Annotated in this window: 16 protein-coding genes; 13 read left to right on the top strand and 3 right to left on the bottom strand. The window is 37.5% G+C overall.

Annotated features, from left to right (window positions below; genetic code table 11):
- The first annotated feature begins 511 nt into the window (after positions 1-511).
- Positions 512-2,338, top strand: coding sequence for a hypothetical protein (locus MM236_RS10175; RefSeq protein WP_241274872.1), 1,827 nt, complete (start codon positions 512-514; stop codon positions 2,336-2,338).
- Positions 2,339-2,365: 27 nt separating this feature from the next.
- Here MM236_RS10175 and MM236_RS10170 read toward each other — a convergent pair whose 3' ends face one another.
- Complete coding sequence (locus MM236_RS10170; RefSeq protein WP_241274871.1) at positions 2,366-3,409, bottom strand: endonuclease/exonuclease/phosphatase family protein; 1,044 nt, start codon at positions 3,407-3,409, stop codon at positions 2,366-2,368.
- Positions 3,410-3,564: 155 nt separating this feature from the next.
- Between MM236_RS10170 and acnA the strand changes: the two genes are divergently transcribed.
- Positions 3,565-6,339 carry an aconitate hydratase AcnA gene (gene acnA / locus MM236_RS10165; protein WP_241274870.1) on the top strand — a complete coding sequence of 925 codons (2,775 nt, stop codon included), beginning with the start codon at positions 3,565-3,567 and terminating at the stop codon, positions 6,337-6,339.
- 532 nt (positions 6,340-6,871) lie between these two features.
- Here acnA and MM236_RS10160 read toward each other — a convergent pair.
- Both MM236_RS10160 and MM236_RS10155 read right to left on the bottom strand, forming a co-directional pair.
- Positions 6,872-7,249 (bottom strand): hypothetical protein, encoded by a 378-nt coding sequence (locus tag MM236_RS10160; protein WP_241274869.1) that lies wholly within the window; start codon positions 7,247-7,249, stop codon positions 6,872-6,874.
- A complete protein-coding gene (locus tag MM236_RS10155) occupies positions 7,246-9,675 on the bottom strand; it encodes a penicillin acylase family protein (protein ID WP_241274868.1) in 2,430 nt (809 codons plus the stop codon). Before MM236_RS10155 ends, MM236_RS10160 begins: the two co-directional genes overlap by 4 nt.
- Positions 9,676-10,212: 537 nt before the next feature.
- On the opposite strand from MM236_RS10155, the gene MM236_RS10150 reads away from it, so the two are divergent.
- From MM236_RS10150 to MM236_RS10105, 11 genes are all read left to right on the top strand, one after another.
- Complete coding sequence (locus MM236_RS10150; protein WP_369415203.1) at positions 10,213-10,683, top strand: ArsR family transcriptional regulator; 471 nt, start codon at positions 10,213-10,215, stop codon at positions 10,681-10,683.
- A 301-nt stretch (positions 10,684-10,984) separates the two neighbouring features.
- Positions 10,985-13,567, top strand: coding sequence for an SLBB domain-containing protein (locus tag MM236_RS10145; protein ID WP_241274866.1), 2,583 nt, complete (start codon positions 10,985-10,987; stop codon positions 13,565-13,567).
- 59 nt (positions 13,568-13,626) lie between these two features.
- Positions 13,627-14,745 (top strand): Wzz/FepE/Etk N-terminal domain-containing protein, encoded by a 1,119-nt coding sequence (locus MM236_RS10140; RefSeq protein WP_241274865.1) that lies wholly within the window; start codon positions 13,627-13,629, stop codon positions 14,743-14,745.
- Positions 14,746-14,796: 51 nt separating this feature from the next.
- Positions 14,797-15,027, top strand: coding sequence for a four helix bundle protein (locus MM236_RS19790; RefSeq protein ID WP_369415205.1), 231 nt, complete (start codon positions 14,797-14,799; stop codon positions 15,025-15,027).
- A 131-nt stretch (positions 15,028-15,158) separates the two neighbouring features.
- A complete protein-coding gene (locus MM236_RS10135) occupies positions 15,159-16,475 on the top strand; it encodes a UDP-glucose dehydrogenase family protein (RefSeq protein WP_241274864.1) in 1,317 nt (438 codons plus the stop codon).
- A gap of 149 nt (positions 16,476-16,624) precedes the next feature.
- The gene (locus MM236_RS10130) at positions 16,625-17,005 is read left to right on the top strand and encodes a four helix bundle protein (RefSeq protein WP_241274863.1); all 381 of its coding nucleotides are present in this window, start codon (positions 16,625-16,627) and stop codon (positions 17,003-17,005) included.
- A 259-nt stretch (positions 17,006-17,264) separates the two neighbouring features.
- Entirely contained in the window at positions 17,265-17,480 is a 216-nt protein-coding gene (locus MM236_RS10125) for an addiction module protein (RefSeq protein ID WP_241274862.1), read from the top strand.
- A 5-nt stretch (positions 17,481-17,485) separates the two neighbouring features.
- Positions 17,486-17,776: a type II toxin-antitoxin system RelE/ParE family toxin gene (locus tag MM236_RS10120; RefSeq protein WP_241274861.1), complete on the top strand. Its 291-nt coding sequence runs from the start codon at positions 17,486-17,488 to the stop codon at positions 17,774-17,776.
- A 498-nt stretch (positions 17,777-18,274) separates the two neighbouring features.
- Positions 18,275-19,585, top strand: coding sequence for a nucleotide sugar dehydrogenase (locus MM236_RS10115; RefSeq protein ID WP_241274860.1), 1,311 nt, complete (start codon positions 18,275-18,277; stop codon positions 19,583-19,585).
- Positions 19,572-20,573: an SDR family oxidoreductase gene (locus MM236_RS10110; RefSeq protein WP_241274859.1), complete on the top strand. Its 1,002-nt coding sequence runs from the start codon at positions 19,572-19,574 to the stop codon at positions 20,571-20,573. Before MM236_RS10115 ends, MM236_RS10110 begins: the two co-directional genes overlap by 14 nt.
- Positions 20,574-20,599: 26 nt before the next feature.
- Positions 20,600-21,622, top strand: a complete 1,023-nt coding sequence (locus MM236_RS10105) for a hypothetical protein (protein ID WP_241274858.1) — start codon at positions 20,600-20,602, stop codon at positions 21,620-21,622.
- The last annotated feature ends 93 nt before the right edge of the window (positions 21,623-21,715 follow it).

The raw sequence follows: 21,715 nt of genomic DNA, 5'->3' as shown, positions 1-21,715 counted from the left end.
TTGGCTTGTGTCCTCACAAGCCAATCAATACTAAACTCCTTCCCTTGGTTTGTGTCCCCACAGACCAAATAATAAACTTGGTTAGTGGGGACACAGACCATTCTTTATTACCAAGCTAAGTTTTCCTACCCTTGGCTTGTGTCCTCACAAGCCAATCAATCCTCCCTCGACTTGTATCCCCCAAACCTTGGTTTCTGTCCTTAAAACCCAAACCTTGGTTTGTGTCCTCACAAACCAAACCTAAACCATATCCCTCTTTAATCAATTTAAGTAACAAAAATCATTAATATGGAGAATTGACTATCGTTCAATAAATACTGATGTTTTTTCATGCCAGATACTTATAACTATTGAAATACTATTTATCGAGACTTGACTTGAGTTCAATACTTAAATAAGTGTTATAAAAATAGCCACTATAAAGATTATCTTATTCTACTCAGACCTTTGGCATTGTTTATTTATAGGTCTATGCCTATCTTGAAACTCTAAATTTTGAGTATTTCAATTCATGTGGTATAAGATCAAATCCTTTTTCAGGAAAATTACAAGAGTTTTTACCTTAGATGGTTTTGCATTATCTTCTGTTTGGATACAGTTAACAGCTATTTTTTTGGTAAGTGCCTTAAGTATTTTTGGAATGTCGCTGCTTATAGGAGACCTTTCCATGAGTTACCGGTTATTTGCAGATCCTTCTAGCTATGCTTTTCTGAATTCTAGGAATGAACTCTTTTTTGGTTTGTTTCAAGTATTGTTAGGTTTGGTATTGTTTTCATTTATTATCTCTGTTTTGTCAGCTGCATTGATTGGGTTGATAGAAAAAATCAAAAGTGGTACTTTGCCTTTTAGTAAAAAAGGACATATTCTTTTCGTCAATTACAACATCAAATTGCCAATGATTCTGGATGAATTTGATATCAAATCTTACCAAGAAAAGAAAAAACAACGTGTTGTATTATTGTTTCCTGATTCGGATACCGTAGCTAGTTTCAGGGTAGAAATGGATACAGGAAGATGGCCAAACCTAGATATTTATTTGAGACAAGGTGATTTATTATCATTTCAGACTTACGAGCGTCAAGCAATCTTCAAAGCCTTGGGACTAGTCATTTTATTGCCAAATAATACATCATCTTCATTGGAAGCTGATAATTTTAACCTAAAGCTGCTTATTAATCTTGTCAATAATAGAAAGTTTTTTGATTACCTCAATGAAAAGCACTTGGCAAATCAACCAGTCAAATGTCTTTTGGAATTATCGGCTAACAAAGAAAGCAGTCAAATTGCAAAGGCGCTGACAGCATCCAAAGCAGGAAACTTGTTTGCCGTCACGACGCCTAGTGATGTGATTGGGAGCGTGATTTCAAGGGCAATGGTGGATATGAGTTACTATAACATTTTCTTCGAAACACTTTCTTTTGCAGGTGCCAGAATCCATTTTGTTGATCCAACTCAAATCAAAAAAGCAAAAAGCTTGGTTGGAAAAAGCTTTCAAGAGTTACTGTTATCTTTTTCTGGTGGAACTTTGATAGGTTTTTCTGGTGCAAAAGAAGGAAAGCTCAACATTCAATTGTGTCCATTCGATAAGTGTTTGGAATCGGGAGATTGGTTGATTTTTTTGACAGAAAACATTAAGTCTCTGAAATATCAAGTTAAAGATTCGGTTTTTGAAACAGCAATATCAGCAGAAGTAAAGCCACCAAGTGAACTAATCTCCAAAAAAATAGCTGTTATTGGCAATGCATGGCCTATTGGAAACATTGGAGATTTTATAGACAATGATAGTCTGGCAAATATCAGGAAATCACATTTCGTCTTTAAATCCGAAAGTGATTTTTTCGATAAAGATTTTCTGAATTCCTTGATCAATTCCAGAAATGAAAACATAGTAATCAATCTGCGAGATGATTTGGGTTTTAGATTATCTCTGATTTTGTCAAATATCAAAAAAGAGAATGTTGAATTCAGGTCAAATATCATCACGCTACTTGGAGATCCTACGACAGAACAATTACTAAGAGAGCATTCGAACCAAGTCAGTACCGTTCTTTCTCATCAACTAGCAGCTAGGTACATTGCCCAATTGGCATTCCAGAAAAACCTAGACAGCTTATTCACAGAATTGGCATTTGCAGAAGGCTCAGAATTTAATATTCTTGAGGTAGGAAATCACATCAGAGAAGATCACTTGAAAAACCCAGAAAAAGTCAAATCAATTTTGGCAGCAAAGCAATTGATTTATGTTGGTGTCATTGATCACAGCAATAAAATTCAACTTTCACCTGTTAATTTCAGTGGAATCAAGCAAATTTTGATCATCAGCAAAGGTTTGCAGTAACTTCTTAATTTATCAGTTTCATTAAGTTTATTCTGCAGCTTCAATTTTCTCTTCAGCTTCATTTTTGTCCTCTTGATCTGCATCCAAGCATTCATTGTTTCCATTTTTTTCCAAATGTAAAATGGTTCCGATTGGAAAATGATCAGATCCTACTCCAGGATGTCTACAAATATCTTTGATTGTAAAATGTTCGCTGACAAAGATGTGATCGAGCGGCCATCTTAGAAAGAAGTACTTGGCATGAAAGGTATTGAAAAACCCTCTTCCTCTTCTCAAATCCAAAAGTCCACTGATTTTCAAAAACAATTCACTTGAATATGACCAGCCTACATCATTAAGGTCACCCATGACGATACATGGACCTTTTTGTTCTTTTGCTTTTTTCCCAACGATCAGTATTTCAGCATCTCTATCTGTGCTACTTGGATTTTCGCCAGGGACAGGTGGGGTCGGATGAATGCCATATATGCGGATTGACTTTTTGGGATTCACAATCAAATCCAATTCAATAGATGGGATTTCTTCATCTATCAAATAATTGATGGATTCATTTGAAAACTCAAATTTTGAATAAAAAAGGAGTCCATAAGTGTTTTCCAAAGGGACTTCAATATGATAGGGGTAGTCATTTTTGAAAATGGCCACTGAATTGGCCCATTCCTGGTTTGTTTCCACAAGAAAAAACACATCAGGCTTTACCTTTTTGATTAAGTTGATTGTTTTTTGGTATTCAGTATTGTATTGATATACATTCAGAACCAAAAGATGAACTGACTCCATGTCATCAGAGGTGCTGTTGACGATCATTTTTTTACCCAAAGAGGTAAACGGGTAGATTTTTACCATCAAATACACAGCAATTGCAAAAATAGGTGCAATGAAGAAAAAATCTGAAAATTCAGGGTTTAGCCCTGTTTTCGCAATCCATAAAGCCAATATGATGATCGAAATAATTAATTTTTGAGCTCGTGGGTATTCGAAAACCCTAAACGTCCAATTGTCATGTTTGATCAAGGGGAGGATCCCCGAAATGATCAAAAAGCAAGAAATAATAATTAAAACGTAATTCATTTTTAAGCTATTTGATTACAAGGAGGAGTTCGATATTTTGGGAAATATCATCCAAAACGTGAATAAATCGCAAACTAGTGAATTTTTATCTTTGAAAGTGGGTTATTTGTATGTATTATTTTTAAATGATTTTCCACTAAAACTGAAGTCTATTTATGTCACTCAACCCTTTTAATGCAAAAAAAACAATCACAACTGCCAAAGGCGATTTTAATTATTGGAGCTTAAATGCACTCAAGGATGCCGGGTTCAAGATTGATGAATTACCATTTTCCATCAGAATTCTACTTGAAAATGCTTTAAGAAATTTTGATGATTTCGCAATCACAAAAGAACATGTAGAAACACTTGCAAACTGGTCTCCTGAGCCATCTGATAAGGATATTCCTTTCAAGCCTGCTAGGGTTTTGATGCAAGATTTTACAGGAGTGCCTGCGGTAGTTGATATTGCATCTTTGAGGGCTGAGGCTGTAAGAAAAGGAAAAGATCCGAATAAAATCAATCCCTTGATTCCTGTAGATTTGGTTATTGACCATTCAGTTCAAGTGGATTATTTTGGTACCAATTACTCTTACCAAAAGAATGTAGATGTAGAGTATGAAAGAAACGGTGAACGTTACCAATTTTTGAAATGGGCACAAAAAGCCTTCGATAATTTTTCTGTTGTTCCTCCAGGAATGGGGATTTGTCATCAAGTGAACTTGGAATATTTAGCACAAGGTGTAATTGCTCGTGATGGAAATGTATTTCCAGACACGCTGGTAGGTACAGATTCTCATACACCTATGGTAAATGGAATCGGTGTAGTCGCTTGGGGCGTCGGAGGAATAGAGGCTGAGGCAGCGATTTTAGGCCAACCGATTTATTTTATCATGCCTGAAGTGGTAGGGTTGAAATTAACTGGAAAACTTCCCCTAGGAACTACCGCCACAGATATGGTCTTGACCATTACCCAATTGCTTAGAGAACATGGAGTCGTAGGTAAGTTTGTGGAAGTCTTTGGTTCTGGATTGGATAACTTGACAGTTCCTGACAGGGCTACTATTTCCAATATGTCACCCGAGTTTGGTTGTACAGTTACTTATTTCCCGATTGACGATCGTACTTTGGACTACATGACCAAAACCAACAGGGAAGCAGATCAGATCAAATTGGTAGAAGAATATGCCAAAGAAAATATGCTCTGGAGAGCTGGCGAAGATAAGATCAAATATAGTTCGGTAGTAGAATTGGATTTGAGCTCGGTAGAACCTACTGTTTCTGGACCAAAAAGGCCACAGGACAAAATTTTGGTTCGTGAATTCAAACAGAAATTTGGTGAGCTTTTGAGTGAAGTCCACGGAAGAGAATATATACCTATCGATAAAAGAGATGAAGGCCGTTGGTATGGAGAGGGCGGAAGCCAAAATGCCGACAATCAAAAAGAAACTTCAGCAACAGTCGAATACGAAACTAAAGTCAAAAATGGCTTGAAATCGGTAGTTGTAAAGCTCAATAACGAGAAGTTTGCACTCTATGATGGATCCATAGTAATCGCAGCGATCACTTCTTGTACCAATACTTCCAATCCATCTGTGATGATCGGAGCAGGATTGGTAGCGAGAAAAGCAAGAGAACGAGGTTTGGATGTCAAGCCTTGGGTGAAAACCTCCTTGGCACCAGGATCTAAGGTGGTGACGGATTATTTGACCACTGCAGGACTTTTGGATGATTTGGAAGCATTGAGATTCCATGTTGTAGGTTATGGCTGTACATCTTGTATAGGAAATTCAGGGCCACTCCCAAGCCATATTGCAAAGGCAGTCGAAGAAAATGATTTGGTAGTAAGTTCAGTATTGTCAGGTAATAGAAATTTTGAAGCAAGGGTACATCCTCAGGTCAAAATGAATTATTTGATGTCTCCAATGCTAGTAGTAGCCTACGCTCTGGCAGGGCGTGTAGATGTAGATCTAAACAAGGAGCCAGTTGGATATGATCCAAATTTGGAGCCTGTATATTTGAAAGACATTTGGCCAAGCAATGACGAGATTTTTGAAGTCATGAATAAAGTGCTTTCCCCAGCAGATTTTGAGAAAAGTTACGGAGAAATCTTTGAAGGGAATGAACAATGGAAGAATCTGGAAGCACCAAAAGACGAAATTTATCAATGGTCAGAAGAAAGTACCTATATCAAAGAAGTACCGTTTTTCAATGGCTTGCCTGAGGAAGTTTTAGAACCTAAAGATATCAATGGAGCGAATGTACTTTTGAAACTTGGAGATTCGATTACCACAGACCACATTTCTCCCGCAGGATCATTTTCACCTAGCAGCCCAGCAGGACAATATCTGAATGGCAGAGGTGTGGAAAGAAAAGACTTTAATTCATATGGCTCAAGAAGAGGAAATGATGAAGTAATGGTAAGGGGAACTTTCGCCAACGTCAGAATCAAAAATCAACTGGCTCAAAAGGAGGGAGGATATACGACTTATATTCCTAGTGGTGAGGAAATGAGTGTCTATGACGCTTCACAAAAATACCAATCCCAAAACACACCTTTGATCGTCTTAGCTGGTAAAGAATATGGAAGTGGATCTTCTAGAGACTGGGCTGCCAAAGGAACAAGTTTGTTGGGAATCAAGGCTGTTTTAGCAGAAAGTTATGAAAGAATCCACAGAAGCAACCTCGTAGGAATGGGAGTATTGCCGCTTCAGTATAGCGATGGTGAAACTGCTGAAACACTAGGATTGACAGGTAAAGAAAGCTTTACGATAAAAGGTATAAGTGATGGATTATCACCGCTTAAAACACTTCAAGTAGAAGCAACACGTGAAGATAATTTCACCCAAGAATTTGAGGTTGTCTGTCGACTTGACTCTGCCATAGAAATCGAATATTACAAAAATGGAGGAATACTTCATTATGTTTTGAGAGAGTTTTTGGCGAAGTAAGAGGAGCTAGTAATTAGGTGTGAGATGTGAGACGCTAGATATGAGATTTTAGAGTCAAGATCCAAGAAGCAAGAACAGAGACAATGAGCGATGCAATCAACCCCGAATGGGGTTAAACCTTAAATAGCCCCGTATGAAATGCGGGGAATAAAAAGATGGGTAAGGATGGTTTTAACAACCCTAAAGGGGTTGAACTTTCAATAGCCCCGGGTTGCAACCCGGGGATCAAAGTTGATGACGAGGACAACAACCCCGAGAGGGGTTGAACTCCTCTAATTGAAACAAAAAAGTGTCAACTTTTTCTGTCACATCTCGATCTTTTTTCATACTTTATTGAGAAGACCTTCGATACGCCGTGGCGCATCAAAGGTCTTCTCATTTCTCGCTTCTCTGTCGTGAATTTCAAGTCTTGCATCTTGTGTCTTGTGTCTCATATCATATCTCACGTCTCGTCTCTTTTTTCTCGCCTCTCGTCTCTTGACACTTAATTCTTACCCCTCACTTCTTGTCTCTTGATTCTTACCTCTTGCACCTAAAATCTATAAATCCCTTCATCACGTTTCTTTTTCAATATATTTCTCAATAAGGATCCGCTAAGAGCACTAAACGCTCCTAATAAAAATCCAAGAATAGCAGTTGCCAGCCAGAGTAGGTTACTGTTTTCTACCCCCATCAACTCAGCCATTTTTGAGGGAAGTGTGGAGTTTGAAGCTAAGCTGATATAAACTGCCATAAAAAACCAAACAAATCCAAAGGACAGACCTCCAGCCAAAAAGGAAGTGATTCCATTTCCACCTACCAAATAGGCCAATACAAAAATGCCAACCATCATGATAGGATAAGGAAAAAATGGACCAAGGATAAGCAGAAACAATGTCGAGAATATTAATAATGCAATAAATCTGATCATGATTGTGGTTTTAAAGTGGTGGAAAATAATAGATTTTGCTTGTCTTCTTCTTTTCTCAAATTAAACTTTATATATTCTCCATTTGCCCATTTCTTGAGAAAATTGTCATAAAACCTGCTGCCCGGATTTCCGGATTGTCCTCCGGGATAGATGCCAAATGCCTGTGGTTCTTCTCCAAGCTCGACTACCATCCGCCAGCTTGCTCCATGCCTTCCTGAGGTGGCATTGAGAATACCTGCCCCTCCTCCGGTATGTACACCCGTGTGGGAAAAGGATTTGAAATTGGGAACCAAATGTTGGACAGTGGTATTCTTGAATGATGCCCAGTTGTATTCTCCTTTTTCTTCCCTTATCCTTCCGACTTCCAGCAACATGGAGTCAAAACTTGCCTGCACATGAAATTTGGCAGATTCAATCGTCTCTGTAGCCTTCAAATCAAATAGAGTGGATTCAGGCTCTTTTGTCAAAAGTCTGACAGTTTGGTATTTATTTGGCAATACAATAGGTTGATCCAATTCCAACAAATCTTGCCAAATGCTTTTGTTGAGATGCTTCCACCAAATGTCGAAGAGTGTCGGTTCTGTTTGGTCTGGATTTGTGTGATAATCCCAATTACTCAATTGTGAGATATAAGTTGACTTTTCGTCATTTAGGATAACAGCACTGTCTAATTGAACCAAAGTCAACATGGCTGGAAGTGCTTCAGCAGCATGTAAATTGAAATTATCAAATTGTAGATTCATCATATCCTCAATGCGAATATTGGTGAGGACGGATAGTCTGTGGTTGAGCCTTCTATTTCTATAATGTTCAAAACTATTGTCAAATACATAGTAAGGATAAGACGGATCTACAGAATGTTGATTGGCAGAAGACACAAATCCTCTACTAGGGTTCAAAGTGGCAGCATTGTGTTCGTTGGGGATAAATTCCTTCCATTCCATTTTTGGATCATTTCCATCCATTAGAAATTTTCCTTGATTTTCCCATTTCAGGGGAAATCTTCCCTGAACTTTTAAGGCAATGTCTCCTGATGCGGAAGCAAATACAAAATTCTGTGCTGGTGAAGTGTAATTGTCAAGTGCTCCGATATAATCTTGATGGTTTTGACCCTTATTCAAAAGCAGGAATGTCCTTTGTTCATTAGAGGGCATGTGTGCTGTCCATTTTAAAGCAAAGTTGGTGTCCTTCCGATCTGAACGGAAGTTTTTATCATACACAATCGGTCCGTGATGGGTGTACACAATCGTATCCAAATAATCAGCTTGGCCTTTTATTTTAATTTCTTCAATTCTAAAAGTACTCTGGATCCATTGATCATTATAAAGGTATTCTGTTCTATCCTCTCTTCGAAACTGAATGGCATACCAATCTCTAGTATCTCTAGTGGCATTGGTGACACCCCAAGCGATGTTTTCATTGAAACCGGAAATTACCCCCAAAGCTCCTGGCAATGTAGCTCCTTTTACAGAGTGATTTGGCGTAGTCAGCTGCATGGCATACCAAAGGGAGGGGAGATTCAAACCCAAATGCGGATCATTCGCTAAAATAGGCTTACCACTTTGTGTTTTCGATCCAGAAACAGCCCAATTATTTGAGCCGATTCCAGGTTCAGGTTGAATCATCGTTTTCACAAAAACATCTTCATCAGGAAAAGAAATGCTATCGGGAATACTAACTTGCATCGGCTCAAAATCCCAACTTTTATCGGCTTCAATAACAGGGTCATTTTCTTCCGGGAAAAGAGGGAAAAGCTTGTCCATCAATTCTTCTCCAAGGACATTTCTCAAATTCGTATATTCCAAATCCCTGTCATTGACAAGCATGTCTGCCATATACTTCAAAAGCAAAATTGATTTGTAAGCAGACCATTCTTCTGGGCGGTAGTTCAAAATTTTATATTCAATTGGCAAATGAGCAGCTGAGAGTTCATTGATATACTGATTGACACCTGCAGCATAAGCGTTGACCAATTTGAAAGTTTCAGGATCATTTTTTTCCAAGAACTCCAAGCCTTGTTCAGCTGCAAATGGAAGACCTTTTCTTCTAGTCATTCTGTCCAAATCCAAAGCAATTTCCCCAACAATCTCAGAAACCCTCCCTGCTGCAGCCATCGTTTGGAATTCCATTTGCCAAAGTCTGTGCTTTGCGGTGACGTAACCCTGAGCCCTATAAAGGTCCTCTTCATTTTGGGCAAAAATATGCGGTATCAAATCCTCATCATAATCAATTTTGACAGGTGCAGAAAGCCCCTCAATCGTTAATTCATCCTCAGCAAGTTGATCTTCCGTGTAGGCATTTTGCCAAAAGCCGTGGTTAGGATCAAGCAATTTTCCTAATGGAGGTACAGAACCAAATTGCAGCGAAAGCGCCACACCAAGAGAAATCGTGATAATTAGAGTAAGCGCAAAACCAATGTATTTCATATAAACTCTTCAATTGAGGTGTAATTTAAAAAAAATATGGTTAAAAAATTGTACCAAGCACAAAGTACGATGAACAAAGAAAAATTGAGGTTAACTTTTCCACTAATCCCTAATCCCTAATCCCCTAATCAACTGTTTTCCCTGAATTTAACACTTCGAGACATCTCCGAAGGTCGATGTGACAGGGGGGAGTTGACTATTTCACTAATTCACTAATCCACTAATCCCCAATCCCCTAATCAACTGTTTTCCCTGAATTTAACACTACGAGACATCTCCGAAGGTCGATGTGACAGGGGGGAGTTGACTATTTCACTAATCCCTAATCTTCTGATCAACTTTTTTTCTTAATTTAAACAATCCATTTCATCACAGAATTTAGACCTAAAGAATGCACAAAAACGTTTTGTCTCACATTACTTGAAAATTTTAAAAAAAAACTTTTGTAATTCATATTTGAGCGAGTACTTTTGTTGCTCGCTTGTATAGCTTTTTATGTTAGACTCTTTAATTACTTCAAAAACAAGGTTAAAACTTTTGATTAAGTTTTTTAGCAATCCCAAAAATCAGGGACACTTGCGAGGACTTGCCGATGAATTTGGGGATTCTACAAATGCCATCAGAAAGGAACTCAACAACCTTACAGAGGCTGGGCTTCTTATAAAAGTGGCAGACAAAAATAAAATAGACTATCAGGCAAATATCGAGCATCCTCTTTTTTCCAACCTTCAAGACATTATCAGAAAATATTTGGGGTTGGATAGACTTTTGGCAACAGTTTTGGAGAGGATGGGAAATGTCAATCAAGTAGCATTGGTAGGAGACTACGCAAGAGGACTTGATTCAGGAAAAATTGAGGTTCAGATCACCGGCGAAGACCTTGATGAACAATACTTAGAGATGCTTGAGAATAAGATTGAATCATTGATTCATAAGCATGTCGTTTTCCAAATTCAGTATAAAATTATAGATCCGGAAGCATTGATGCTTTATCAAAGCCTGGATTGACTTATTCTTTGAGTTAGCTATATCTGCTACTCAGTCAAAATATATTTACCAACTCAACCTAAGCACAGCTGATGTGACTGAAAGGGCGAAGCTGTAGCCAATCTATCTAAAATTGTAGAGAAGCATACTACTTATAACAGCTCAAAATTTTAATTTTATTCTTTAAAATCTATAGACATATTTGTCGCAAATGTTTATTCAATCCCATATTTTAAGATTGAAACATAGCATTAAACTCAATATTAAAAATTTATAATTTCTAGTAGTCAAATTAATACCTATGGCTTCCTTTCAAAAATTCATGACAATTAGAATCTTACTTCCATTGTTTTTTTGTTTTATTCAAACAATAGTGGTTGGACAAAACCTTTCAGACATTCAGTCAATCAAAGTGGATAACCTTTCAGATGCTCAGGTAGAACAACTTGTCAAAAGGGCTGAAGGAACTGGAATGAATGAACAGCAGTTGATTTCGATGGCTAGGGAAAGGGGAATGCCAGCTGGTGAGATTTCCAAACTTCAAAGTAGAATACAAAAGATCAGAAATACAGGCAACAACGATGATGTCTATGGTGGGGAAGATGTAGGAAGGCAAGGCATCACCGAAGATGTTGTAGTCAAGGAAGAAGGAGAGGATTTGAAAGAAGATCAGAAGAAAATTTTTGGGTATGCATTGTTTAAAAACAACAAATTAACATTTACACCCAATATGAATCTTCCAACCCCTTTGAATTATAGACTTGGGGCTGGCGATCAGTTATTGATAGACATTTATGGAGCTTCCCAGCAGCGATATGATATGCAGATCAACAGTGAGGGAAATATATTCATTCCAAACATAGGTCCTGTTAATGTAAGTGGCTTGTCAGTAGAAGCAGCTACTTCAAGACTGAAATCCACCTTGACTAATATTTATTCAGGTTTGGCTGGATCCAATCCCAATACATTCATGCAGATCAGGGTAGGAAATATCAGATCTATACAAGTATCAATGGTAGGTGAGCTGTATGCACCTGGAAATTATACTTTATCCTCTTTCTCCACTGTCTTCAATGCCTTGTACGCAGCAGGAGGAATTACCGAATCAGGCTCCTTTAGAGCGATCAAAGTTTATAGAGACAGCAAGCTTTTGGCGGAAGTCGATGTATATGATTTCTTGATCAATGGCAGTCAAGCATCCAATGTCAGCCTTCAAGACAATGACGTTGTGATGGTTCCTCCTGTGCAAAAAAGGGTAGAGGTGCAAGGACCCGTGAGAAGACCTGGGTTGTTTGAGGTGCAAAATGATGAAACATTGTCAAACCTTATTCAATTTGCAGGAGGATTTACCAGTACTGCTTACCCGAGTAGGGTTACGGTATATAGGACTACCGACAAGCAGATGAAAGTAGAAAATGTAGAGCAATCCCAATTTGAGTCCTTTATACCCAAAGAGGGCGACAATTATATTTTTGGAGAGATCCTTACAAGATTCGAAAATAGAGTTCAAGCTACAGGAGCACTCATGCGACCGGGAGTCTATGCCATGAGCGAAGGATTGGGAATCAGAGACCTTATCCAAAGAGCAGAGGGTTTGAGAGATGATGCATTCCTAAATAGAGCTACCTTGTATAGAACAAGGCCCGATTTTTCATTGGAAATTCTTGCCGTCAATATCGGCGCCATCGTAAGGGGTGAAGAAGAAGATATTCAATTAAAAAGGGAAGATGTACTGAACATCCCAAGTATCTATGATATGAGGGAAGAATTTTATGTAAAGATAACAGGTGAAGTCAACAGACCTGGTGCATTTGCTTTTGGAGAAAATATGCGTGTCGAAGACATCATCCTCAAAGCAGGAGGCTTCAAAGAATCCGCTACAGCTTCCCAGATAGAAATCGCAAGAAGGGTAAAGGATGACGTAAGTGGCAAATTGGCGGAAATAATCAGAATAGATATAGACAAAGACCTGAAGATTACGGATAAAAATGCAGATATGATTTTGCATCCTTTCGACCATGTCATCGTCAGAAAATCCCCAGGTTTTCAAATGGAAAAGCTTGTCAGGGTAGAAGGAGAAGTCTATTACCCTGGAGAGTATGCGATTTCCAGTGCCGATGAAAGGATTTCTGATATGCTAAAAAGGGCAGGTGGCTTAAATCAATTTGCCTATATCAATGGAGCAACACTGATCAGAAGAAATGAATTCTATAATGGTCCCAGTGAAAATGATATCAAGAGTGAAAATCTTTCCAAAGTAAGAGATAATGCTGCTAGGGATGGCAAAGACAATACCGAATCGGAAAAATTAATGTTGGATAGGATTGACAGGAAAATAGGAGAACAAGGTGGAGACCTTGCCAATAAAAAGGGTGGATTGTTGGCTGATGACTTCAGGCAGGAAACCCTCGAAAATCTCTCCCAAAAGGACTCTTCCTTAGCAGAAATCAAGATTTCAACAAGGGAAATGGTGGGGATCAACTTAAAAGCTATATTGGATAATCCAGGTGGGTCAAATGATTTGATCCTACAGGAAGGGGATGTGCTTTCCATTCCAAAAGAACTGCAGACAGTAAGGATGCGAGGCGAAGTTTTGTTTCCAACAACGACAAGGTTTAGGGAATTTGCAGGTTTCAAAAATTATGTGTCACGTGCAGGTGGTTTTACCGAAAAGTCCAGAAGGGGAAGGTCTTATGTGGTCTATGCAAATGGGGATGTGTCAAGAACGAAGAAATTCTTGTTTTTTAAATTTTATCCGCATATAGAGCCTGGTGCCGAGATTATAGTACCGAGAAAACCTGATAGAGAGTCAATGCCTGCACAGGCTTGGATAGGGATAGGAACTAGTGTAGCAACGCTTGCGCTTATTCTCAATAACTTGCTAAATCAAAGCGCTTCAAATTAAATAAAAAATGGTTATAGTTAAGTTGAACAATTAACGCTAAACCTCTCATTTCCATAATTATGTCACAAATAAATTCAAATAGCCAAGCAACTAGAGGTGAAGATGAGATAGATCTTTTGGACTTATTCAAAACTGTTTGGAAGCAAAGGGGAAAAGTATTGCTGATCCTTTTGACCTTTATGTTCATTGGCCTTTTTGTCGCTATCTTTTCGGGAAAGGAATTTACAGCCTCTTCTACATTTGTACCACAAATCTCTGAACCAAATAGGGCAGGAGGATCTCTTGGGGGATTGGCTTCTTTGGCAGGAATCAATATGGGTGGAGTTGGACAAGGGACAGAAATACCGCCACAGCTCTATCCTAAAATCACTTCCTCTGTTACATATAAAAAAGCACTGCTAGCTGCCAAACTCAATGTAGATGGGGTAGCAGGCCAAGTAAGTTATGGACAATATTATGACAGTATCCATAGCCCAGGAGTATTGGGTTATGTTAAGAAATATACTTTGGGCTTACCGGGAGTGATTATCAAATCCATAAAGGGTGAAAGTGAGGAAACAATCGTAGAAACAGACAATGGCCTGATCAAGATCTCAGCAGAAGAGCATGAACATTTTCAAAGAATGGAAAGCCAAATGTCGGTGACACCCAATGATAAGGAAGGTTTTGTTTCCCTTACTTTTGTGATGCCAGAGCCTGTAATGGCCGCACAGATGGCGATATTTGCACAGGAATTGTTGCAAAAGGAAGTTATCGCATACAAAATTTCCAATGCCAAAGAGCAGTTGAAGTTTACCGAAGAGCGTTTTGAGGAAAAAAAAACTGAGTTCAACCAAATCCAATCGCGCTTGGCCAATTTTAGGGATAGAAATCAAAATATCAATTCTGCCACTGCAATGAATCAATTGCAAAGGTTGGAAGCTGAATACAATTTTGCATTCAATATTTATACAGAGCTTGCCAAGCAACTTGAACAAGCCAAGCTTCAAGTATCCAAGGATACCCCTGTATTCTCAGTGATTCAACCCGTATCTGTGCCTATTGAAAAGTCAGCACCTAAAAGGCCATTGATCTTAGTCATCTTCACCATATTAGGGATTATCGTTGCTCTAGCATATGTATTCGGATCAGAGTTTCTAAGAGGAGTGAAGGAGCAGTGGGGAGAGGAGGAGGAATAGGTGTTAAACGTCATTGAGTTTGGGTTAAATGTTTAAAAGGTTTATACATGGATAGGAAGATCATCTAATTTTGATCAAGCACACCTTACAAATGTAGCTTTTTCTAGTACAATGGAAGTAATAGATCATTTGAATACATCCCTTGATATGAATTACATAAGTCAAGAGAAATACGAGGAATTAAGATTCGAATTAGACAGGATAGCGCACATGTTAAATTCTCTATATAATTATCAATTGGGAAACAAAGAAAATACTCTAATTAGAAATCAAAATAAATAAAATAGAAGATGACTTTTAAAAGATTGAAATTTAATCCCATAATTCATTTAACCCTTTAATCTTTTAAACTTATTTAATCCTCTTAACCAAAAACAACCTTATTCATTAATCATAAAACTTTACCATAAGAAATGAAAATCACCGTAGTAGGAACAGGATATGTAGGACTTGTATCTGGAGCTTGTTTTGCAGACGTTGGTTTGGAGGTTATTTGCGTAGATGTAGACAAAAAGAAAATCGATGGCTTGAAGAATGGGATTATGCCAATCTATGAGCCTGGTTTGGAAGAGATTGTCAAAAGGAACTATGCTTCTGGCAGGTTGCAGTTTTCAACTGATTTGGGTGAGGCGATCCAAGGTTCTGAAGTGGCCTTTATAGCAGTGGGAACACCTCCAGGAGAAGATGGTTCCGCAGATTTGAAATATGTATTGGCAGTAGCAGACGAGATAGGAGCGAAGATGTCTGATTATATTGTAGTTGCTACCAAAAGTACTGTACCTGTCACTACTGGAGAGAAAGTAAGGGCATCTATAAAAGCAGCTTTAGAGAAGAGAAACTCTGAATTTACTTTTGCAGTAGCATCCAATCCTGAGTTTTTGAAAGAAGGTGCAGCGGTAGAAGATTTTATGAAGCCAGACAGGATTGTTATAGGTGTGGATGATGAAAGGGCTGAGGGTATTATGAAGCGTCTTTATAAGCCTTTCCAACTAAATGGTGACCGCATTATTTTTATGGATATCCCATCCGCTGAGATGACCAAGTACACTGCTAATGCCATGTTGGCCACCAAGATTTCTTTTATGAACGATATTGCCAACCTATGTGAGTTAGTTGGTGCCAATGCCAATATGGTTAGAAAGGGAATTGGTTCTGATCCAAGAATAGGAACAAAATTTATTTACCCAGGAGTTGGTTATGGAGGATCTTGCTTCCCAAAGGATGTCAAGGCCATCATCAAGACTGGAAAGCAATATGGCTATGACCTGAAAGTGCTTCAAGCTGTAGAGGACGTCAATGATGCACAAAAACACGTATTGGTGAAGAAAATCAAGAACCATTTTGGGGAAGATTTGACTGGAAAGACTTTTGCGATGTGGGGATTGAGTTTCAAGCCAAATACAGATGATCTCAGAGAAGCACCTGCGATTGTGATCATCGATGAATTGATTGCTGCAGGAGCTACCGTGAAAGGCTATGATCCTATTGCCATGAAAGAAGCCCAACATATCTACATTGGTGATAAAATCACTTATGCCAAAGATGCTTATGATGCTTGTGTAGATGCTGATGCCTTGCTCTTGGTCACCGAATGGTCAGAATTTAGAATTCCTTCTTGGGAAGCATTGGGCAAGCTTTTGAATGGTAAAGTGGTCTTTGATGGTAGAAATATCTACGACAAAAAGTACCTAGAGGAGTTGGGATTTGTGCATTATGGAATAGGTGTTTAGCGTTAGGGGTAGCCGTTTAGCGTTCACGGTTAAGCGTTTAACGTGTAGCCGCAGGCAAACATTAACATTTAACGTTTTAACTCGAAGCATTAACGATTCACCGCAAAGCATTAACGTTTAACAATTTACTCGCCGTAGCGGGCAAAATCATGGTTATAAAATCTTTTGAAGATCTTGAAATTTGGCAAAAGGCAAGAGAACTTGCTAAAATTGTTAGAGATCAAGCCACCAATCAAGCTTTTAAAAATGATTTTAGGTTTGTTTCTCAGATAAATAGTGCTGCTGGATCTGTTATGGATAACATTGCGGAGGGGTTTGAAAGAGATGGAAATAAAGAATTTATTCAATTTCTATATATTGCTAAAGGTTCTTGTGGTGAAGTTAGATCACAAGCTTATAGAGCATTTGATGCAAACTTCTTTAACAAAGAACAATTGTCAATCTTACTTATGCTTACAGAAACCATTAAGTTTAAAATTAATGCTTTAATCTTAAAGTTAAAGAATAGTGGTGGAAAGGGATATAAGTAGGAGGGGTAGAGGTTAAGCGTTCAGCATTCAACGTTCAGCGTTAATCGTTAATCGTTTAACGTGTAGCCGCAGGCAAATATTAACATTTAACGTTTTAACAGTTTACCCGCCGTGGCGGGCGATGCATTAACGCTCAACGACTTAACGACTTAACGATTAACCTTTTAAACCTTTAAACCAAAGCAACCAGCAAGTACTTAGATTTATTTTAGTAAAATTTGTTATATTGGGAAGAATAAATCAAAATAGATTTTTGAGGATGGAGAACAATAAGAAAATCATAGAGCATTTAATGAAATTGTCACCTATTGAAAAAGCGAATGTGATTGATTTGCTTTTAAAGAGCTTGGATGAACCTGATCCGGTGATGGATCAACTTTGGGCCAAGGAAGTTGAAAGTCGTATTGATGCATTTGACAGGGGGAAATTGCAAGTTCTTACACAAGAAGAGTTTTTTAAAATAAGAAGAAATTAAATTAAATGATAATTCGGTTTCTCAGTCCTGCAAAAGTCGAATTAGATGAATCATATGCTTATTATGAATCTCAGCAATTCGGTCTTGGCGAAGTGTTTTTGAAAGAAGTGATGTTAACGATAAATCGGATCAAAGAGAACCCTTCTGCTTGGTCAAATATTTCAAAAAGGACTAGAAGGTGTTTGTTGAATAAATTTCCCTACGGAGTTATTTATCAAATTCGGGATGAAGAAATCTTGGTTTTAGCTATAGCCCATTTGCAAAGAAAACCTGGTTATTGGAATAAAAATGTATAAAAGTATCTAGATTTATTGGACTTTGTGCATTTTGGGTTCATGGTTAAGCGTTCAACGTTAACCGTTCAACGTTAATCGTTAAGCGTTTAACGTGTGGCCGGAGGCAAACATTAACGTTTAACATTTTAACGCGAAGCATTAACGCTTTAACGTGTAGCCGCAGGCAAACATTAACGTTTAACATTTTAACGCGAAGCATTAACGCTTTAACGTGTAGCCGCAGGCAAACATTAACATTTAACGTTTTAACAGTTTACCCGCCGTGGCGGGCGAAGCATTAACGCTTTAACGTGTAGCCGCAGGCAAACATTAACATTTAACGTTTTAACAGTTTACCCGCCGTGGCGGGCGAAGCATTAACGTTTAACAATTCAACGCGAAGCATTAACGCATTTAACCCTTAACCTCTCAACCCAAATAAACTATTACGCTTAACGACCTTAACACTCTTTTCTCCGCGCCTCTGCGTGACACAAAATAAAATAATCAAAATATAATATGTTAAAACCACTTTCAGAATCAAAGATTGCCATTATTGGCTTGGGGTACGTCGGACTTCCTTTGGCAGTAGCTTTTGCAGAGAAATATAAAACTGTAGGATACGATATAGACTCCAAAAGAGTAGATGAACTTCAAAAAGGACATGACAGAACTTTGGAAGTCACTGATGTTGAACTTCAAAAAGTATTAGTAAAAACACCAGTGGAATTGGAAGAGAAGGGACTTGGATTGCAAATCACGGATGCTGTACTTCCGATTTCTTCCTGCAATATCTATGTGGTGACTGTACCCACACCAACAGATAAGCATAATAAACCAGTATTAACTCCTATGCTAAAGGCATCCGAGGCGATTGCAAGGGTGTTAAAGAAAGGTGATGTAGTTATCTATGAATCCACTGTTTATCCTGGGGTAACAGAGGAAGAATGTGTACCGGTACTTGAAAAAGTATCAGGACTAAAATTCAACGAGGACTTTTTTGCTGGCTATAGCCCGGAGCGAATCAATCCAGGGGATAAGGAACATACTGTAACTAAGATATTGAAAGTCACCGCTGGATCCACGGAAGAGGTAGCGGAATATGTAGATCAGCTCTATAAATCAGTGATTACAGCAGGGACGCATAAAGCTTCTTCCATCAGAGTAGCAGAGGCAGCAAAAGTGATTGAAAACTCTCAAAGAGATATTAACATTGCCTTTGTAAACGAATTGTCGAAGATATTCAACTTGCTTGATATAGATACCCAAGAAGTATTAGAAGCAGCAGGTACCAAGTGGAACTTTCTGCCTTTTAGGCCAGGTTTAGTAGGCGGACATTGTATTGGTGTCGATCCTTTTTACTTGGCTCAGAAGGCACAGGAAGTAGGTTATCATCCTGAGATTATTTTGGCAGGAAGAAGATTGAATGACTCTATGGGCAAGCACGTAGCTACTGAGACTATTAAGCATATGATGCGTAAGGACCTAAGGGTTATAGACTCCAAGGTTTTGATATTAGGTTTTACTTTTAAAGAAGACTGTCCTGATGTAAGAAATACAAGGGTAATTGATATATACAAAGAATTGAAATCATTTGATATGGACGTGGATGTGTATGATCCTTGGGCTGATCCAGCTGAAGTAAAGCATGAATATGGACTGGAGATCGTTGGTGGAGACATTAAGAATAATCTGAGTCAATATTCAGCGATCATTATGGCTGTAGCTCATAAATTGTTTAAATCTTGGGATTTGAAGAAATCAGATACTCAAGTTATCTTTGATGTGAAATCTGTTTTAACAAAAGAAAGTGTAGATGCAAGACTTTAAGAAAAATGCTCAGTTTAAGAAACTAGAAGAACAAAAAATTTTGGTGACAGGAGGAGCTGGATTTATTGGTTCCAACCTTTGTGAAGCTTTGTTGGCTCTTGGTTCAAAAGTAATTTGCTTGGATAATTTTGCGACTGGATATAGACATAATCTTGAATCGTTTTTCGATAATCCTAATTTTGAATTGATTGAAGGAGATATTAGAAATTTGGAAACTTGTCAACAAGCCTGCAAAGGAGTTGACTTTGTATTACATGAAGCTGCCCTTGGATCAGTTCCTAGGTCTATCAATGACCCTATCACTTCAAATGAAGTGAATGTATCAGGATTTCTAAATATGCTCGTAGCTGCTAGGGACAACCAAGTAAAAAGATTTATTTATGCAGCAAGTTCATCTACTTATGGAGATTCTGAAAAATTACCAAAAATAGAAGATGAAATTGGAAAACCACTTTCACCTTACGCAATTACAAAATATGTAAATGAACTGTATGCCGATATTTTTTACAAGTCATATGGTTTAGATACCGTGGGTTTAAGGTACTTTAATGTTTTTGGTAGAAGGCAAGACCCAAATGGAACCTACGCTGCTGTGATACCTCTTTTTGTTAAACAACTGATGAATCATGAAGGTCCAATAATCAATGGCGATGGAACATTCTCAAGGGATTTTACCTACATCGATAATGTAATTCAAATGAATTTACTTTGCTTAACTACGGAGAATAAAGAGGCTTTAAATCAAATCTACAATACAGCAGTTGGCGATAGAACCACTTTAGTTTCTTTGATTAATTTTTTAAAGAGTAGTCTATCAAAATTTGATCAAGATATAGCTAAAATTGAAGTAACTCATGGCCCTAATAGGAATGGAGATATACCACATTCTTTGGCTTCAATCGAAAAAGCAAAGAAGCTTTTAAATTACAATCCAACTCATAATATTGAGAAAGGTATTCAAGAGGCTGTAGAGTGGTATATAAATTAGTTTTTCTTTCAATACCACAATAAATAATGTTTAATAAAAAAAATGAAGCAATGTTTGATATTCCAATTGTAATTTTTCTTTTTAGGAGAAAGGAAACAGTTTTTAAGATTTTAGACCGTATAAGGGAGGTAAAGCCTAAAAAAGTCTATCTTTTGTCAGATGGTGGTAGAAATCCTGAAGAAAATGTAATTATTGATGATGTTAGAAAGTCAGTTGAAAAATACATAGATTGGGATTGTGAAATTGTTAAGAAATATTCAAGTGAAAATATAGGTGTTTATGCTAATATAGGTAAAGGAGCAAGTTGGGTTTTAAAATATGAAACTTCTGCTATTTTTTTAGAAGATGATAATCTGCCTGAGTTGACATTTTTTGCATTCTGTAAAGAAATGTTGGAAAAATATGAAAGTAATGAAAAATTACTTTGGATAGTAGGAACAAATTATTTGGGGCATTATGAACCAAAAAATAAAGCTAGCTATATGTTTACTCAACATATGTTACCTTGTGGCTGGGCATCTTGGAGCAAAAAATTCAATAAATATTATGATGGTGAATTAAAAAATTTAGATGAAGTTTCTGTTAAAAATTTAAAAGCAAGATTTAATAATATCAGCTTGTATAATCAGGAAACTATAAAATATTTCAAAACTAAATATACTCTTCAAAACTCAGTTAAATTAGCTTCTTGGGACTCTCAAATAGGATTTTCCTTGAGACATCATAATTTATTAGGTATTTGCCCTAAATTTAATCAAATCCAGAATATAGGTATCGATTTACATTCTACTCATGGAGCTAAGTCAATAAAAGGAAATTCTGCTGCTGAAGAAATGACTAGAAGGTTTTGTACTATAAATACTGCACCACTGGAATTCCCTTTAAACCATCCAAAGAATATTGAGGTTGATTATAACTTTGAAAAAAAGATTGATGAAATTGTTTTAATGCCAAGATTTGAAAGGTTAAAAATTTCGTTAATGACAATAATTAAGCCTTTGTTAGGTATAAATAAATACGCTAGTTTTAAAAGGTTGTTTAAAAGTTAAGACTAACATTTAGAATAAAACATATAAAGTATTATTTATTCTAATCGGATATTGAAAGATTTAGTAGTAATCAATAGTAAGCCTAATTAACTA

The organism is Belliella calami (genome assembly GCF_022549695.1).
In the GTDB taxonomy this organism is placed as follows: domain Bacteria; phylum Bacteroidota; class Bacteroidia; order Cytophagales; family Cyclobacteriaceae; genus Belliella; species Belliella calami.
The sequence above is the reverse complement of the archived record's forward strand: the minus strand, read 5'-3'. Positions and strand labels throughout refer to the sequence as shown.

Coding starts and splice junctions, on each gene's coding strand:
- MM236_RS10175 (WP_241274872.1), top strand. CDS start 512: ATGTGGTATAAGATCAAATCCTTTTTCAGGAAAATTACAAGAGTTTTT.
- MM236_RS10170 (WP_241274871.1), bottom strand. CDS start 3,409: ATGAATTACGTTTTAATTATTATTTCTTGCTTTTTGATCATTTCGGGG.
- acnA (WP_241274870.1), top strand. CDS start 3,565: ATGTCACTCAACCCTTTTAATGCAAAAAAAACAATCACAACTGCCAAA.
- MM236_RS10160 (WP_241274869.1), bottom strand. CDS start 7,249: ATGATCAGATTTATTGCATTATTAATATTCTCGACATTGTTTCTGCTT.
- MM236_RS10155 (WP_241274868.1), bottom strand. CDS start 9,675: ATGAAATACATTGGTTTTGCGCTTACTCTAATTATCACGATTTCTCTT.
- MM236_RS10145 (WP_241274866.1), top strand. CDS start 10,985: ATGACAATTAGAATCTTACTTCCATTGTTTTTTTGTTTTATTCAAACA.
- MM236_RS10140 (WP_241274865.1), top strand. CDS start 13,627: ATGTCACAAATAAATTCAAATAGCCAAGCAACTAGAGGTGAAGATGAG.
- MM236_RS10135 (WP_241274864.1), top strand. CDS start 15,159: ATGAAAATCACCGTAGTAGGAACAGGATATGTAGGACTTGTATCTGGA.
- MM236_RS10130 (WP_241274863.1), top strand. CDS start 16,625: ATGGTTATAAAATCTTTTGAAGATCTTGAAATTTGGCAAAAGGCAAGA.
- MM236_RS10125 (WP_241274862.1), top strand. CDS start 17,265: ATGGAGAACAATAAGAAAATCATAGAGCATTTAATGAAATTGTCACCT.
- MM236_RS10120 (WP_241274861.1), top strand. CDS start 17,486: ATGATAATTCGGTTTCTCAGTCCTGCAAAAGTCGAATTAGATGAATCA.
- MM236_RS10115 (WP_241274860.1), top strand. CDS start 18,275: ATGTTAAAACCACTTTCAGAATCAAAGATTGCCATTATTGGCTTGGGG.
- MM236_RS10110 (WP_241274859.1), top strand. CDS start 19,572: ATGCAAGACTTTAAGAAAAATGCTCAGTTTAAGAAACTAGAAGAACAA.
- MM236_RS10105 (WP_241274858.1), top strand. CDS start 20,600: ATGTTTAATAAAAAAAATGAAGCAATGTTTGATATTCCAATTGTAATT.